The 16495-nt window shown below is 70.7% G+C and carries 13 protein-coding genes; 3 read left to right on the top strand and 10 right to left on the bottom strand.

Features of this window, described 5'->3' with window-relative positions:
• Nucleotides 1-36: 36 nt before the first annotated feature.
• Nucleotides 37-2610 (bottom strand): DEAD/DEAH box helicase, encoded by a 2574-nt coding sequence (locus tag QUY26_RS02440; protein WP_289943436.1) that lies wholly within the window; start codon nt 2608-2610, stop codon nt 37-39.
• Between the two features lie 61 nt (nt 2611-2671).
• On the opposite strand from QUY26_RS02440, the gene QUY26_RS02435 reads away from it, so the two are divergent.
• A complete protein-coding gene (locus tag QUY26_RS02435; protein WP_289943435.1) occupies nt 2672-3466 on the top strand; it encodes a metal-dependent hydrolase in 795 nt (264 codons plus the stop codon).
• A gap of 148 nt (nt 3467-3614) precedes the next feature.
• Here the strand turns inward: QUY26_RS02435 and QUY26_RS02430 are convergent, their stop codons facing one another.
• Both QUY26_RS02430 and QUY26_RS02425 read right to left on the bottom strand, forming a co-directional pair.
• Complete coding sequence (locus tag QUY26_RS02430; RefSeq protein ID WP_289955416.1) at nt 3615-4130, bottom strand: FMN-binding negative transcriptional regulator; 516 nt, start codon at nt 4128-4130, stop codon at nt 3615-3617.
• A 93-nt stretch (nt 4131-4223) separates the two neighbouring features.
• Nucleotides 4224-5504 carry an MFS transporter gene (locus QUY26_RS02425; protein WP_289943434.1) on the bottom strand — a complete coding sequence of 427 codons (1281 nt, stop codon included), beginning with the start codon at nt 5502-5504 and terminating at the stop codon, nt 4224-4226.
• Nucleotides 5505-5737: 233 nt separating this feature from the next.
• On the opposite strand from QUY26_RS02425, the gene QUY26_RS02420 reads away from it, so the two are divergent.
• Nucleotides 5738-5983, top strand: coding sequence for a chaplin (locus tag QUY26_RS02420; RefSeq protein WP_289943433.1), 246 nt, complete (start codon nt 5738-5740; stop codon nt 5981-5983).
• A 96-nt stretch (nt 5984-6079) separates the two neighbouring features.
• Here the strand turns inward: QUY26_RS02420 and dctA are convergent, their stop codons facing one another.
• The 5 genes from dctA to QUY26_RS02395 all read right to left on the bottom strand — a co-directional run bounded on the left by dctA (nt 6080) and on the right by QUY26_RS02395 (nt 13532).
• Nucleotides 6080-7483 (bottom strand): C4-dicarboxylate transporter DctA, encoded by a 1404-nt coding sequence (gene dctA / locus QUY26_RS02415; RefSeq protein ID WP_289943432.1) that lies wholly within the window; start codon nt 7481-7483, stop codon nt 6080-6082.
• Nucleotides 7484-7686: 203 nt separating this feature from the next.
• Nucleotides 7687-8772 carry a tartrate dehydrogenase gene (locus tag QUY26_RS02410; RefSeq protein ID WP_436840252.1) on the bottom strand — a complete coding sequence of 362 codons (1086 nt, stop codon included), beginning with the start codon at nt 8770-8772 and terminating at the stop codon, nt 7687-7689.
• Nucleotides 8773-8844: 72 nt separating this feature from the next.
• Nucleotides 8845-9753: a LysR family transcriptional regulator gene (locus tag QUY26_RS02405; RefSeq protein ID WP_289943431.1), complete on the bottom strand. Its 909-nt coding sequence runs from the start codon at nt 9751-9753 to the stop codon at nt 8845-8847.
• Between the two features lie 129 nt (nt 9754-9882).
• Nucleotides 9883-11664 carry an ABC transporter ATP-binding protein gene (locus QUY26_RS02400; protein WP_289943430.1) on the bottom strand — a complete coding sequence of 594 codons (1782 nt, stop codon included), beginning with the start codon at nt 11662-11664 and terminating at the stop codon, nt 9883-9885.
• Nucleotides 11661-13532: an ABC transporter transmembrane domain-containing protein gene (locus tag QUY26_RS02395; protein WP_289943429.1), complete on the bottom strand. Its 1872-nt coding sequence runs from the start codon at nt 13530-13532 to the stop codon at nt 11661-11663. The genes QUY26_RS02400 and QUY26_RS02395 overlap by 4 nt, the downstream gene beginning before the upstream one ends.
• Before the next feature lie 160 nt (nt 13533-13692).
• Between QUY26_RS02395 and QUY26_RS02390 the strand changes: the two genes are divergently transcribed.
• Complete coding sequence (locus QUY26_RS02390) at nt 13693-14472, top strand: L,D-transpeptidase family protein (protein WP_289943428.1); 780 nt, start codon at nt 13693-13695, stop codon at nt 14470-14472.
• Between the two features lie 85 nt (nt 14473-14557).
• Here QUY26_RS02390 and QUY26_RS02385 read toward each other — a convergent pair whose 3' ends face one another.
• Both QUY26_RS02385 and QUY26_RS02380 read right to left on the bottom strand, forming a co-directional pair.
• A complete protein-coding gene (locus tag QUY26_RS02385; RefSeq protein WP_289943427.1) occupies nt 14558-16030 on the bottom strand; it encodes a Gfo/Idh/MocA family protein in 1473 nt (490 codons plus the stop codon).
• 118 nt (nt 16031-16148) lie between these two features.
• Nucleotides 16149-16442: a hypothetical protein gene (locus QUY26_RS02380; RefSeq protein ID WP_289943426.1), complete on the bottom strand. Its 294-nt coding sequence runs from the start codon at nt 16440-16442 to the stop codon at nt 16149-16151.
• Nucleotides 16443-16495: the final 53 nt, after the last annotated feature.

Here is a 16495-nt window from a genome sequence, read left to right as displayed (position 1 = left end):
ACGGTTCTTCGACTCCTGTCCGGGGGCTGGGGGCGCTCAGAGCTGGCCGACGTCCGTGACGCGGACGACGGCGCGGCCCTCCTCGTCGGAGGCCGCGAGGTCGACCTCTGCGCTGATGCCCCAGTCATGGTCGCCGTTGGGGTCGGCGAACGTCTGGCGGACGCGCCACAGACCGTGCTCCGGATCCTCCTCGATGCGCAGCAGCTTGGGGCCGCGCGCGTCGGGGCCGGTGCCGAGGTCCTCGTACTCGTCCCAGTACTTGTCCATGGCGGCGCCCCAGGCGTCCGCGTCCCAGCCGGACTCGGCGTCCAGCTCGCCCAGCTCCTCCACGTGGTCGAGGGCGGCGAGCTCGACGCGGCGGAACAGCGCGTTTCGGACCAGGACGCGGAAGGCGCGGGCGTTGGCCGTGACCGGCTTGACCTGGTCGGCCTTCTCCTGGGCCTCCTCGGCCGTCATCACCTCGGGGTTGGCGAGCTGCTCCCACTCGTCCAGGAGGCTGGAGTCGACCTGACGGACCATCTCGCCGAGCCAGGCGATCAGATCCTCCAGGTCCTCGGACTTCAGGTCGTCCGGGATGGTGTGCTCCAGGGCCTTGTAGGCGCTGGCGAGGTAGCGCAGGACGATGCCCTCGGTGCGGGCGAGTTCGTAGAACGCGGTGAACTCGGTGAAGGACAGCGCCCGCTCGTACATGTCCCGGATGACGGACTTCGGGGACAGCGGGTGGTCGCCGACCCACGGGTGACTGGTGCGGTACGTGTTGTAGGCGTGGAAGAGCAGCTCCTCCAGCGGCTTCGGGTACGTGATGTCCTGAAGGCGCTCCATCCGGTCCTCGTACTCGACGCCGTCGGCCTTCATCAGCGCGACCGCCTCTCCGCGCGCCTTGTTCTGCTGGGCGGCGAGGATCTGGCGCGGGTCGTCGAGGGTGGACTCCACGACGGAGACCATGTCGAGGGCGTACGAGGGCGAATCGGGCTCGAGGAGTTCGAACGCGGCGAGGGCGAAGGTCGACAGCGGCTGGTTGAGCGCGAAGTCCTGCTGGAGGTCGACCGTCAGACGCACGATGCGGCCGGTGGCGTCCGGCTCGTCGAGCTTCTCGACGACGCCGCCGTCCAGCAGGGAGCGGTAGATGGCGATCGCACGGCGGATGTGGCGCAGCTGCTGCTTGCGCGGCTCGTGGTTGTCCTCCAGGAGGTGACGCATCGCCTCGAAGGCGTTGCCGGGCCGCGCGATCACCGAGAGCAGCATGGTGTGGGTGACGCGGAAGCGCGACGTGAGGGGCTCGGGCTCGGAGGCGATGAGCTTCTCGAAGGTGCTCTCGGTCCAGCCCACGAAACCGTCGGGAGCCTTCTTGCGCACCACCTTGCGGCGCTTCTTCGCGTCGTCGCCGGCCTTGGCGAGCGCCTTCTCGTTCTCGATGACGTGCTCGGGGGCCTGGGCGACGACGAAGCCCGCCGTGTCGAAGCCCGCGCGCCCGGCGCGGCCGGCGATCTGGTGGAACTCCCGCGCGCGCAGGGTGCGGACGCGATTGCCGTCGTACTTGGTGAGTGCCGTGAACAGCACGGTGCGGATGGGCACGTTCACGCCGACGCCGAGGGTGTCCGTGCCACAGATGACCTTGAGGAGGCCCGCCTGGGCGAGCTTCTCCACGAGACGGCGGTACTTCGGCAGCATGCCCGCGTGGTGCACGCCGATCCCGTGCCGCACATAGCGCGAGAGGTTGCGGCCGAACTTGGTGGTGAAGCGGAAGCTGCCGATCAGCTCCGCGATCTGGTCCTTCTCCGCCCGGGTGCACATGTTGATGCTCATCAGCGACTGCGCACGCTCCACCGCCTGCGCCTGCGTGAAGTGCACGATGTAGACGGGGGCCTGCTTGGTCTCGAGGAGTTCGGTGATCGTCTCGGTGATGGGCGTGAGGCGGTACTCGTACGAGAGGGGCACGGGGCGGGTCGCGGAGCGGACCACCGACGTGGGGCGGCCCGTGCGGCGCGTGAGGTCCTTCTCGAACATCGAGACGTCGCCGAGCGTCGCCGACATCAGGATGAACTGCGCCTGCGGCAGTTCGAGCAGCGGGATCTGCCAGGCCCAGCCGCGATCCGGCTCCGCGTAGAAGTGGAACTCGTCCATCACGACCTGGCCGATGTCGGCGTCCTTGCCGTCGCGCAGCGCGATGGAGGCGAGGACCTCGGCGGTGCAGCAGATCACCGGGGCGTCGGCGTTCACGGAGGCGTCGCCGGTCAGCATGCCGACGTTCTCGGTGCCGAACAGCTTGCACAGGTCGAAGAACTTCTCCGACACCAGCGCCTTGATCGGGGCGGTGTAGAAGGTGACCTTGTCCTGGGCGAGCGCGGTGAAGTGCGCACCGGCCGCGACCAGGCTCTTGCCGGAGCCGGTCGGTGTCGACAAGATCACATTTGCCCCGGAGACCACCTCGATCAGCGCCTCCTCCTGGGCCGGGTAGAGAGTGATCCCCTGGTCCTCGGCCCACGAGGAGAAGGCTTCGAAGAGGGCATCGGGGTCGGCATCCGGCGGCAGCTGATCGATAAGGGTCACACCCCCATCTTGCCTCCCTTCCCGCCCGATCAGGGAACCGGACGACCGCACGAAGATCATGAACGCTACGCTGTGTCGCCAACAGGGCGTCAGCACAACAGGAATGGGGCGGGGAGCAGCGATGATGGGACCGGCACACTCATTGTCGGGGGCTGCGGCCTGGCTGGGCGTCGGCGCCGCCGCGACGGCCGCGGGGCACTCGATGCCCTGGCCGGTCCTCGTTGTGGGAGCCCTGATCTGCGCCGGGGCCGCGCTCGCGCCCGACCTCGACCACAAGTCGGCGACCATCTCGCGCGCCTTCGGACCGGTCTCACGCGGTCTGTGCGAGATCGTCGACAAGCTCTCCTACACCGTCTACCGGGCGACCCGGAAGCCCGGCGACCCGCGCCGCTCCGGCGGTCATCGGACGCTCACGCACACCTGGGTCTGGGCGGTGCTGATCGGTGCGGGCTCGTCGGTGCTCGCGGTGACCGGGGGGCGCTGGGCGGTGCTCGCGCTCCTCTTCGTGCACATGGTGCTCGCCATCGAAGGCCTGCTGTGGCGGGCGGCGCGCGGGTCGAGCAGCGATGTCCTGGTGTGGCTCCTGGCCGCGGCCAGCGCATGGATCATGGCGGGGGTCCTGGACAAGCCGGGCAACGGTTCGGACTGGCTGTTCACGGGCGCGGGCCAGGAGTATCTGTGGCTGGGCCTGCCGGTCGTGCTCGGTGCGCTGGTGCACGACGTCGGGGACGCGCTGACTGTCTCCGGCTGCCCGATCCTGTGGCCCATCCCGATCGGTCGCAAGCGCTGGTACCCGATCGGGCCGCCGCGGATGATGCGGTTCCGCGCCGGGAGCTGGGTCGAGCTGAAGGTGCTGATGCCGGCATTCATGCTGCTCGGGGGAGCGGGAGGCGCAGTGGCGCTGAACTTCGTCTGAGGTGGGGAGCGCCCGGCAGCGGAGAGGGAGTGCACCGGCGGGGAGCCGTTCGGTCACTCATCGTGATCGCAGTGCCGCAGTGCCGCAGTGCCGAAGGGGCGCGCCGGGACGCCGCGCTGCGACCCGGCGAGCGGGGTGGCGTGGCTGCTCAGCCGCCCGATCTGCGCCGCAGGTGTTCCCGTGCAGCCGAATCCCGTGGCCCACCGCGTGCCGCCAGGCGGGTGGCGACCGCGGAGCGGTGGGCCTCGTCCACGTTGCCCCCGAATTTGAACTTGCCGATGACCTCGCGGATGGTCAGCCGCAGGGCGCGGATCTCCCGTAGACGGTGCTCGTGCACCGACGGATCGGCGATGCCGCTCTCCGGCTCCAGCCGCTGGATCTGGCGGCGCAGCACATCGAGCTTGTCCTCAGGTGCCTCGAGCACCTCCGCTGTGCATCGCAGCTGTACGGCGGCGTAGTACACCGTGGGAATTCCTTGCGCGGGATCCTCGCTGTCGATGGCCTTCCAGGCGCCCGGGATGTAGGTCCAGTCCCCGACGACGCTCAGCAGGACGGCAGGGTTTTCGCGTACGGCGGCGCATACGGGATTGCCTGAAGCCAGATGCAGCAGCACCGTCTCGCTGTTCGGCAGGATGAACTGGGTGGGTACGGCGACGGGGGAAATCGCGGTCGCGTCCGGCGGCGATGAGTTGTCCGAATCCCTGGCTCCGCACGAATTCCAGTGACTCGTCGTGGCTGCCGCGATCGTGAGGGCGTATCAGCATGTCGTGTGTGCCTCGTGTCCTTGTTCGCCGGGTTTCGAGGGTGCGTCTTCCTGATGGGGCCGGGTTCGCGTGCCCCAGCGTTCGAGCGCCGGGCCGAAGGCGCCCGCGATGGCGAGGAACGCGCCGAGGAGCAGCCAGCCGGGTGTGCCGAGGCCGAGTACGACGGTGGTGAGGAGGGCGGGGGCGAGGGCCTGACCGGCGCTGAAGCCGAGTCCGAGGAGTCCTTGGTACTGGCCCTGGGCGTGGTCCGGTGCCAGGCCGAAGCCGAGGGCGAAGCCCGCCGAGGACTCCCAGATCTCCCCGAGGCTGTGGACGAAGATCGCCGCGACAGCGAGGGCGACGGCAGCCCACACGGGGGCGTACGCGGTGAGGGCCATCATGGGACAGCTGAGGAAGAAGAGCAGTCCTGCTGTGCGGAACGCCCTGCCGCCGTCGCGGGGGGTTTCGATGCGGGATCCGATTCTGGTCTGCAAGAGGACGCAGACCGCGGAATTGAAGGCTGACACCGCGGCCACGGTCCAGCGCGGTGCGTCGGTGTGCTCCGAGATCCAGATCGGCAGAATCAGGGACACGACCGTGTACTGCAGCCCCATCGCCCCATAGAGCGCTGTGAAGGTCACGAACGGACGGTCGGCGAGGGCGATCCAGCGGCGCTGCTGCTGTGGCGGTGCCGCGAGCGCCCGGTAGTGGGGGAGCAGGAGAAGGAGGAGGGCGCACAGGGCGAAACTGGCGGCGTTGCCGAGAATCAGCACGATGTAGGCGGTGCGCGTGTTCACTGTCACCGCGAACCCGGCGCCCACGGTTCCGAGGACGACGCCCAGATTGACGTACGTGCGGAGCTTGGCCCTGAACAGCGCGGGGCGGTCGGTGCCGACCCGGACCACGAGGGCTCCCCAGGCCGCGCCGCAGACGGCCGCGGCAAGCTGGTCGACGGTGGCGATGACCGCGAGGGCGGTCCAGCTCTCGACCAGGACGAGAGCGGACATCGCCAGGGCCTGAACCAGCAGGGCGAGCATCATGATCGTGCGTGGCCCGCATCGGTCGGCCAGATGACCTCCCGGGATCCCGGCGAGGAGGCCGATGAGGCCGGCGACGGTGAGGGCGGCACCCACCTGCACGGCCGGCAGTTCCACGATCAAGGTGAAGTAGAGGGCCGCCGCCGCGTTGAAGAGCCCGTTGCCGACTCGGTTCACGAAGCTGGCGAGGATCAGGACGCGCTCTGACCGGTTGCTCCCGATGTGGGCTGTTCGGCCGGGCGATCTCCCCTTGATCATGAGCGCAGGCTAGCAGCGGTCGTACACACGATCGCCGGTGCGAAGTGGCGAGCAGTGCGGCCGGTGTTCCCCGCGGGGATCGATTCCGGCGTCGCGACTGCGGGAGAGGCCGTGTCCCGGCGCCGGGCAGCGCGTTGATCAACGGGGGTGGTCGGCAGGGATGTTCTGTGTGCGTGATGCCGTACTCGCCTTGTCGAATGCCTTCCGCTGTCAATTTACTCAAGGAGAGCGACATGTCCGCGATGAAGATGAAGAAGCTGGCCGCTGTGGTGCTGGGCACCAGCGCACTCGTGCTGGGTGGCGCCGGTCTCGCGTCCGCCGATTCCGGTGCCCAGGGCGCTGCCACGAATTCCCCCGGCGTGGTTTCGGGCAACGTGATCCAGGTTCCGGTGCACGTCCCGGTCAATGTGTGCGGCAACTCGATCAACGTCGTCGGCCTGCTCAACCCGACCTTCGGCAACACCTGCGTCAACGACTGACCGGACGCATCACCGGAGTCTGCCGGCTCCGCACGGTATGAGTGAGCACGCCGCCGGCCTTCCCTTCCGGCGGCGTGCTCGCATGTGCGACCGGGGTCATGTCGTGACCAGCGCCGGTGGGGGCCCGGTGTCGTGCTCTGTGGGCGGGACGGCCTCCGGTTCCGGATCCGGGGGCGGTTCGGGGGTTCCGGTGCGCAAGACCCGGTTGACGCGTGGGGTGTCGAGGGCGCCTTCCCAGCGGGCCACGAGGAGGGTGGCGACGCTGTTGCCGGCGAGGTTGGTCAGGGCACGGCACTCGGACATGAACTTGTCGATGCCGAAGATGAGCATGATGCCGGCCGCGGGGACCGTGCCGACGCTGGAGAGCGTGGCGGCCAGGGCGATGAAGCCGGCGCCGGTGACGCCGCCCGAGCCCTTGGACGTGAGGATCATGACGGCGAGCAGGCCGAGTTGCTGTCCGAGGGACAGCGGGGTGTCCGTGGCCTGGGCGATGTAGACGGCCGCCAGGGACAGATAGATGGAACTGCCGTCGAGGTTGAAGGAGTACCCCGTCGGCACCGTCAGTCCGACGATGTCGCGGCGCACCCCGAGGCCCGTCAGTTTGGTCATCACGCGGGGCAGCACGCTCTCGGAGGAGGAGGTGCCGAGGACGATGAGGAACTCCTCACGCAGATAGTGCAGCAGCCGGAAGACGCTGATCCGCAGGAGCGCGAGCACGCCGCCGAGGACCACGACGACGAAGAAGAGCGAGGTGCCGTAGAACAGGCCGATGAGACGGCCGAGGCTGGTGAGGGTGGAGATGCCGTACTTGCCGATGGTGAAGGCCATCGCCCCGAAGGCCCCGACGGGCGCCGCCAGCATGACGTAGTGCAGGATCTTGAACACGACGGTGCTGAGCCGGTTGATCCCCTCGACGATCGGGGCTCCTGTCGGTCCGACGGCCTTGAGCGCGATGCCGAAGAGGACCGAGAAGAAGATGACCTGGAGGATGTTGCCCTCGGCGAAGGCACCCACCGCGCTGGAGGGGACCACGTCGGTCAGGAAGTGCCACCAGCTCTGGCCCTCCCCGTCCTTGACGTACTGGGCGGCGTCGCCGGCGAGGTGCAGTTCGCCGGGGTCGGCGTGGACTCCGGCGCCGGGCCGGAAGACGTTCACGGCGATCAGGCCGAGCGCCAGGGCCACCAGCGTGCCCGCCTGGAAGCAGGCGAGGGACTTGAGGCCGACCCTGCCGACGCGGCGCAGGCTGTCGACGCCGCCGATGCCGCCCACGATGGTCAGGAAAACGATCGGCGCGATGAGCATCTTGATGGCGGACACGAAGGTGGTGCCCACCGGTTCCAGAGCGACCCCGACCCCCGGCCAGAGCCAGCCCGTCAGGACGCCGCAGACGATCGCGGTCAGGACCCAGAAGTAGAGCTGCCCGTACCAGGGTCTGGACGGCGGGCGGTCGTGGCCGGGAGCGGTGGTGGGGGCGGAGCCGGGGGACGCGGGCGCTGCCATGGTGGTTCTCCTCGTCTCTCCTCGTCGAGGAACGCGGAACGCGGAACATGGAACGGGGGCGCAGCCAGGCCGTCGGAGCGGCCGACAGCCGGGTGGCCGGGTGGCCGGGTGGCCAGAAGGCCAGTGGGTCAGTGGGGCAGTGGGCAGGCAGGCGGTGGGCCGGACAGGCAGCGGTGGGCCGGAGGCCCCAGACGCTCAAGCCGTCAGAGCAGTTCGAGCAGTTTGTCGGTGAACTCGGCGGTCGACGCACTCCCGCCCAGGTCCGGCGTGCGGACATCGGTCTTGGCCAGCACCGCGGCGATCGCGTCGGTGATGTCCTTGGCCGCGGCGGGATGCCCGAGGTGGTCGAGCATCATGGCGGCCGACCAGATCGCGCCGAGCGGGTTGGCGATGCCGCGGCCCGCGATGTCGGGCGCGGAGCCGTGGACCGGCTCGAACATCGAGGGGAAATCGCGCTCGGGGTTGAGGTTGGCGGCCGGGGCGATGCCGATGGACCCGGCGACGGCGGCGGCGAGGTCGCTGAGGATGTCACCGAACAGGTTCGAGGCGACGACCACGTCGAAGCGGCCCGGGTCGAGGACGAACTTCGCCGCGAGCGCGTCGATGTGCTCCTGGTTCCACGAGACCCGCGGATGGGCGGCGGCACGTTCGGCGACGAGCTCGTCCCAGAACGGCATGGTGTGCACGATGCCGTTGGACTTGGTGGCCGACGTGAGGGTCACGCCGCGCCGCGCGGCGAGACCGAAGGCGAAGTCGAGGACCCGGGTCACCCCGGCGCGCGTGAAGACCGCTTCCTGGACGGCCAGTTCCTCGCTCGTCCCCCGGTTCAGACGGCCGCCGATCTCGCTGTACTCGCCCTCCACGTTCTCGCGTACGACGACGAACTCCACGCCGCCGTCGACACCACCGGAGGCGGCGGCGCGCAGGGGGCTCTCGACTCCTTCGAAGACGCGGATCGGCCGCAGGTTGACGTACTGGCGAAAGCCGCGCCGGATCGGGATCAGCAGGCCCCACAGGGAGACATGGTCGGGCACGCCCGGGCAGCCCACGGCGCCGAGCAGGATCGCGTCCTTGTCGCGGAGCTGATCGAGGCCGTCGGGGGGCATCATCGCGCCCTCACGGAGGTAACGCTCGCAGGACCAGTCGTAGGAGTCGTACGAGAACGCGATGCCGTGGCGGGCGCCGACGGCGTTGAGCACCAGCTGGGCGGGCGGCAGGACCTCGGCGCCGATGCCGTCTCCGGGGACGAGCGCGATGCGGTGGCGGGTCACGGGGTGATGGCGGTTCATGCGCCGATTGCAGCAACCGGTGCCGCGGGCCGTCCAAGTCGCTCTGCCGATCTGGCACATAAGGCCGTCTTATCAGCGTCTGACCTGTGGGTTCGCGCAGTTGTCGACCGCCTCCAGCGCACATGTCACGAAGGTGCGGGCGGCCGGGGAGAGGCCTGTGCGTCGGCTGACCAGCGCGATCCGCAGGGTCGTCCTCGGCTCGATGTCCAGGACCAGCGCCCCGGCCCGCTCGGCCATGGTGCGCCAGGACTCGGTGACCACGGCGAGCCCGACACCGGCGAGGACCAGGGGAAGGATCGCCACCCGGTGCTCGGTCTCGGCCGCGACGGCGATGTCGATGCCGCGCTCCCGCAGGCCGTCGACGTACGCGCGCATCCCCGTGCCCCGCTGCCCGACGATCAGCCGCTGCCCGGACAACTCCTCGCAGGCGATCGGCCGTCCGGCCGGAAACGGACCGTCGGGCGGTGTGACCAGGACGAATCGCTGTTCCCCCGCCGCATGGGACACCACCTCCTTGTCGGGCAGCGGCTCCGACGTGGCGAGCAGACCCAGCTCGGCGGCGCCGGTGCGCACCATGTCGACGACGTCGCGGGAGGTGAAGGCGGCCCGGACGCTCACTGACACGCCGGGGTAGGGGCCGCTGAACGCACGGACCATCGTCGTCAGCGGCTCGACCGCCTGGGACGGCATGGCGGCGATGTCCAGCTTCCCGTCGCGCAGCTCGTGCACGGCCGCGACGCTGGCCCGGGCCGTCGCCAGGCCGCGCACGGCGGCGCGCGCCGGTTCGATCAGCGCCGTCCCGGCCTCGGTGAGCACCGCCCGGCGGCCGATCCGGTGGAACAGGGTGCCGCCCAGGTCCCGCTCCAGCGCCCGCACGGCCTGGGAGAGCGCGGGCTGCGAGACGTACAGGGCGTTCGCAGCCCGGCCGAACCCTCCGTGATCGACGATCGCGAGGAAGTACTCAAGCTGCCGGATGTCCATGACGGCCATCCTGCCTGGGCCTCGGCGGCGGACTCCGGCCCGCGTCGCCCGACGCGCACGGAGCCGTCGCCGAAGTCCCCGCAGCTCGCCGTGCTCCCGCCCCCGATGCCCCGCTGCCGCGCGGTCACTTCACCCGTGCCAGGACCTCCACAGCGCCGCATACGCCCCCTCCGCCCGCACCAGCTCGTCATGGCTGCCGAGTTCGCTGATGCGGCCGTTCTCGACGACGGCGATGACGTCGGCGTCGTGGGCGGTGTGCAGGCGGTGGGCGATGGCGACGACCGTGCGGCCGTCCAGGACGCGGGCCAGGGAACGCTCCAGGTGGCGGGCCGCGCGCGGGTCCAGCAGCGAGGTCGCCTCGTCCAGGACCAGCGTGTGCGGGTCGGCCAGGACCAGCCGGGCCAGCGCGATCTGCTGCGCCTGCGCGGGGGTGAGCCCGGAACCGCCCGAGCCGACCTCGGTGTCGAGCCCGTCGTCCAGGCCCCGCGCCCAGTCGCCCGCGTCGACGGCGCCCAGGGCCGCCCACAGCTCGGCATCCGTCGCACCGGTCCGCGCGAGCAGGAGGTTGTCGCGCAGCGAACCCACGAACACGTGGTGCTCCTGGTTGACGAGCGCCACGTGGGAGCGGACGTCCTCGGCGGGCATCCGCGTCAGTTCGGCGCCGCCGAGCGTGACCCGGCCGGTGCGCGGCCCGTAGATCCCGGCGAGCAGGCGGCCCAGCGTGGACTTGCCCGCGCCGGAAGGTCCGACGAGCGCGACGCGCGAACCGGGCTCGACGGCCAGGGAGACCTCACGGAGCACATCCACTCCCGCGCGGTAGCCGAAGTGCACGTCGTCCGCGTGGACGGCGCGTCCCTCCGGCTGCACGGAGGGGTCGCCCGCGTCCGGTTCGATGTCGCGCACGCCGACGAGCCGGGCCAGCGACACGTGCGCGACCTGCATCTCGTCGTACCAGCGCAGAATCAGGTTCAGCGGGTCGACGAGCATCTGCGCGATCAGCGCGCCCGTCGTGAGCTGGCCCACGTCGATCCAGCCCTGGAGCACGAAGGCGCCACCGACCATGAGGACCGAGCAGAGCACGATGATGTGGGTGGCACTGATGACGGGGAAGAGGACCGACCGCAGGAACAGGGTGTAGCGCTCCCAGGCGGTCCACTCCTTGATGCGCTGCTCGGACTGCTCGACGCGGCGCGCCCCGAGACGGTGCGCCTCCACGGTCCGGCCCGCGTCGACGGTCTCGGCGAGCGCGGCGGCGACGGCCGCGTACCCGGCGGCCTCCGAACGGTACGCGGACGGCGCCCGGTTGAAGTACCAGCGGCAGCCGACGACGAGCAGCGGCACGGCCAGGAGCAGCGCGGGCGCGAGCGGCGGCGCGGTGACGGCGAGACCACCGATGAGCAGGCCCGCCCAGACCACGCCGATGGCGAGCTGCGGCACGGCCTCACGCATGGCGTTGGCGAGCCGGTCGATGTCCGTCGTGATGCGGGACAGCAGGTCACCGGTGCCCGCGCGCTCCAGGACGCCCGGCGGCAGACCGACCGACCGGACCAGGAAGTCCTCGCGCAGGTCCGCCAGCATGCGCTCGCCGAGCATCGCCCCGCGCAGCCGCACCTGGTGCACGAAGAACGCCTGCACGAGCAGCGCGACGGCGAACAGGCCGATGGTGCGCTCCAGATGGAGTTCACGGGCGTTGTCGGAGACGCTCTCGACGAGGTCGCCGAGCAGGTACGGGCCCACCATGGAGGCCGTCACGCCGACCGTGTTCACGGCGATGAGCGTCAGGAAGGCACGCCGGTGGCGCCGGAACAGCTCGCGCACATAGGCCCGTACGGTGGCGGGCGCCCCGACGGGCAGTGTCTCCGCGGTGGTCGGGGCGGCCGGGTCGTACTCCGGCGGCGCCAGGCCGATCATGCGGGCTCCTCGATGTCGATGGGGGCGCCGACGGTGACGTCGGCTGTGGTTCTGGTGGCTGTGGTTTCGGTAGCTGTGGTTCCGGTGGTGGGGGACGTGAGGCCGTCGCTGTCGACCGCCTCCGCCTCGTCGTCCGTCTCGCGGGTCACCACGGCCCGGTAGCGGGGTTCACCGACGATCAGTTCACGGTGCTCGCCGACCGCGGCGACCTCGCCGTCGTGCAGGAACACGACACGGTCGGCGCGGTCCAGGATCAGCGGCGACGAGGTGAGGACGACGGTTGTGCGGCCGGCGCGCAGGTCGCGCAGGCCGTCCGCGATCCGGGCCTCGGTGTGCGAGTCGACGGCGGACGTCGGCTCGTCGAGGACCAGGGCCTCCGGGTCGGTGACCAGCGACCGGGCGAGCGCGAGACGCTGGCGCTGCCCGCCGGACAGGGAGCGGCCGCGCTCGGTGAGGCGGGCCTCCATCGGATCGTCGGCGACCGAGCCCTGGACGAGGGCGTCGAGCACGTCGTCGCACTGGGCGGCGGCGAGTGCCTGCTTGGGGCTCACGGCTCCCGACGACGGTACGTCGAGGAGCGCGCGGAGCGTCCCGGACAGCAGGACGGGGTCCTTGTCCTGGACCAGGACGGCGGTGCGGGCGGCGTCCAGAGCCAGGTCGTCCAGCGGTACGCCGCCGAGCCGCACGGACGGCAGGTCGGCCGCCTCCGCGAACGCCGGGTGCCCGCCGAGCCGTTCCGCGAGCCGCCCGGCCGCGTCCGGGTCGCCGCAGACCACGGCGGTGAGGCGGCCGGCCGGGGCGAGGAGGCCGGTGGCCGGGTCGTGCAGGTCACCGGAGGGCACGGCGTCTTCGGACGTGGCTTTCGCCTCCGTCTCCCGCTCGAGCGCGAGCACCCGCGCCGCCCGCTTCGCCGACGGCCGGGAGAAGGAGTACGCCATCGCGATCTCCTCGAAGTGCCGCAGCGGGTAGGTGAGCAGCATCACCGCGCTGTACACGGTGACCAGTTCGCCCACCGTGATGCGGCCCTCGCGGGCGAGATGGACGCCGTGCCAGAGCAGCACCACGAGCAGTACTCCCGGCAGCAGGACCTGGATCGCCGAGATCACCGCCCACATGCGCGCGCTGCGCACCGCTGCCGTCCGCACTTCCTGCGAGGCACGGCGGTAGCGCTCAAGGAACAGCTCCTCGCCGCCGATGCCGCGCAGCACCCGCAGTCCGGCGACCGTGTCCGAGGCCAGCTCGGTGGCGTGCCCGGCCTTCTCCCGCTGGACGTCCGCGCGCCGCGTCGCACGGGGCAGCAGGGGCAGGACGGCGAGTGCGAGGACCGGGACGCCGACGGCGACGACGACGCCGAGCGAGGGCTGGTAGACGAGCAGGCCCACGCAGACCGCGACCACGGTGAGCGCCGCCGCCGCGAACCGCGACAGCGCCTCCACGAACCAGCCGATCTTCTCGACGTCCCCGGTGGACACGGCCACGACCTCACCGGCAGCGACGCGCCGGGTCAGCGCGGCGCCGAGCACCGCGGTGCGGCGCGCGAGCAGTTGCTGGGTGCGGGCGGCCGCCGTGATCCAGTTGGTGACGGCCGTGCGGTGGAGCATGGTGTCCCCGGCCGCGACGGCGAGCCCGGCGAGCAGGATCACGCCGCCCGCGAGGGCGAGCCGGGTGCCGGAGCGGTCGACGACGGCCTGCACCGCGAGCCCGACGGTGTACGGGAGCGCGGCGATGCCGAGGAAGTGCAACAGGCCCCAGCCGAGCGACTTGAGCTGGCCGCCTAGCTGGTTACGGCCGAGCCAGAGCAGGAAGTGAGGGCCGGAGCGGGTATCGGGTTCGCCCGGATCTGCATATGGAAGATCGCGAATGTGCATGATGTCCCAGCGCGCGGAGGTAACAAACCGTGAAAGGTTCGCCTCGTACGGTGGTGCGAAGCAAACGATTTTCCGTGGTCGGGCAAAGAGTCGGCCATGCCCCCTCAGTGGCGTGCGTCCGCGGGCGGGGGAGTGAGCGCCCGGTGCGACGATGGGCGACATGCGAATAGCTGCTCTGGTGCGAACGGCGGCCGCGGCGGCGGCCTGCTCCGTCCTGCTGACGTCCTGCGGTGGTTCGGGCGACGGCGGGGACGGTGGGGACGAGGGCGCGCCACGGAAGGCGGGGCGTACGGACGCCCGCACGGCCGAGGACCTGCGGCGCGTTCCGGACGTGGGTGACCGGCTCCAGGGGAAGATCCCGAAGAACTCCCGTCAGGTCGTGGCGGTGTACGGGGAGAGCAGGAACTCGGCGGACGCGACGGTCGTTCTCTACACGAAGACGGACGGCGGCAAGTCCGGCAAGGCGAAGTCCGGATCGGGCGCGTCCGGTTCCACCTGGAAGAAGACCCGCAGCTGGCCCGCGCACAACGGCAAGAGAGGCTGGACCCCCGACCACCGCGAGAACGACAAGCGCAGCCCGGTCGGCGTGTTCACGCTCAGCGACGCGGGCGGCGTCCTCGCCGACCCCGGCGCCCGCCTTCCGTACACGGAATCGGCCGCCTTCCAGGCCCCGCGCTCCTGGCCCAAGACCCACTGGCACGACTTCGACCACGTCATCGCCATCGACTACAACCGCGTCAAGGGCACCCCGCCCAACGACCCGACGCGTCCCCAGGGACAGCACAAGGGCGGCAGCATCTGGCTGCACATGGACCACGGCAGCGGCACGTCCGGATGCGTGAGCCTGTCGAAGTCCGGGATGCGGTATCTGCTGCGCACGCTGGATCCGAAGCAGCATCCGGTCGTCGTGATGGGGGACAAGGCGTCCTTGCGGCGCTGAGTCGGGGGCGAGCGGCCCGGGCCGGGCCGGCCTGCGGGCTGAGAAGGGGGTGGGCCCGGCGAAGGCCTGGACCCACCCCGCGCGCTCAGGACTCCTTGGGCTTCTCCGAGTCCATCCCCGGGCGCGCCTTCTTCCACAGCCCCCGGGTGAAGTCCGGGATCGCCTGCGGAGCGCCCTTCGCCTTGATCGAGGCGTGGCTCAGCGGCACCGGCGCCGTCCACGTCGCCGCGTCGTACACGTCGAAGTCCGGAAGCAGCCCGAGCCGCATGCACTGCATCAGACGGAAGATCATGATGTAGTCCATGCCGCCGTGCCCGCCGGGCGGATTGGCGTGTTCCTTCCACAGCCAGTGGTCGAACTCGGCGGCGTACTTGCCGAAGTCGCCCCACTCGTCGTTCGTGTGGTCGGGCTCGATGTAGATGCGCTCCGGGTAGTCCTCGAAGACACCCCTTGTGCCGCCGAGGCTGTTGATGCGGCTGTAGGGGTGGGGGGTGGAGACGTCGTGCTCAAGGCGGATCACACGGCCCTTGGCGGTCTGCACGAGGCTGATCGTGCGATCGCTCTCGATGTACGTCTCCTTCCAGCTCGGGTCGCCGGGCGGCATGTGCTCCTTGCGGTACTCGGCGAGGCCCAGTGAGGGCGTGCCGAAGCTGGATATGTGCGTGACGCGGTCGCCGCGGTTGACGTCCATGTAGTTGGCGACGGGGCCGAAGCCGTGGTTCGGGTAGAGGTCGCCGCGCAGCCGCGTGTGCCACCGGCGGCGCCACGGGCCCTCGTAGTACTTGGGGTCGAACATCAGGCCGCGCAGGTCGTGGTTGTACGCGCCCGCGCCGTGCAGCAGGTCGCCGAACTTGCCCGCGTGCGCCATCCGCAGGACCCGCATCTCGTTCTTGCCGTAACAGCAGTTCTCCAACTGCATGCAGTGTCTGCGGGTGCGCTCGGACAGATCGACCAGCGCCCACAGTTCATCGAGGCGCATCGCGATGGGACATTCCACGCCGACGTGCTTGCCGTTCAGCATCGCCGACTTGGCCATGTCGAAGTGCAGCTCCCAGGGCGTCGCGACGTACACGAAGTCGATGTCGCCGCGCTCGCAGAGCTTCTCGTAGGCGTGGTCGCCATGGGTGTACGTCGCCGGGGCGGGCTGGCCCGCGGCCACCACCTTCTTGGCCGCCGCGGCCGTCTTGTCCTTGACCGGGTCGCACAGGGCGACCACACGGACGCCCGGCAGGGCCAGGAACAGGTCGATCATGCTGCCGCCGCGGTTGCCGAGGCCGACGATGCCGACGCGGACCGTGGAGCGGCGCTCGAACGGTACGCCGATCATCGTCTTGCCCTTGCGGGCAGGGGCCGCGGCGGGGCTCTGGCCCGCGCTCGCCGAGGCGGCCGCGGGGGCTTCGGCGGCCGCGGCCGCGTGGGCGGTGCCGGACGCGAAGGCACCAAGGCCCAGGCCTGCTCCGGCGATTCCGGCCGTGCGGAGGACCGTGCGCCTGGAGTGACCGCCACTGGACTCTTCGGTGGACTCTTCGGGTGCCGGTGTCGCGTTCTCGTCGTGCATCGGACCTCCGTCATCGCGGTGCCTACCTGTGGGCGGAAGACACCTTGATGGCGGGACGGTCGAGGCGCAAGAGACCGAAGTGGCCAGGGGGTTGGACTTTTCGACGAGTCCAGTCCGGTCAGCGGGTCACGACATTGTGCGCCGGGATGATCTGGGGCTCGCCGGCGGCGTGCCCCAGATCGGCGAGGATCGGCTGGAGGATCTTCGAGAAGTTCTCCAGGGCCTCCTCGGACTCCCACACGTCGACGACCCGCCACCCGCCGTCGACCGGTCCGGCCGCGTGGGCGATCAGTCCGGGGGCGGGAAAGTCGGCGAGCGAGGCGAACTCGCCGCCGTCGGTGAGGCGGCTGACGCAGGCGTCGTAGAGCTCCTGCCCGACGCCAGGGATCTCGAAGGTGACGATGATGGCCATGTGGTCCCCCCACTGGTCGCTCACTGCCTACGGCGATCGCTCCGGACGGTGCG

The sequence above is a fragment of the Streptomyces flavofungini genome (assembly GCF_030388665.1).
GTDB classification, from domain to species: Bacteria; Actinomycetota; Actinomycetes; order Streptomycetales; family Streptomycetaceae; genus Streptomyces; species Streptomyces flavofungini_A.
This window is presented reverse-complemented; position numbering and strand designations above follow the sequence as displayed.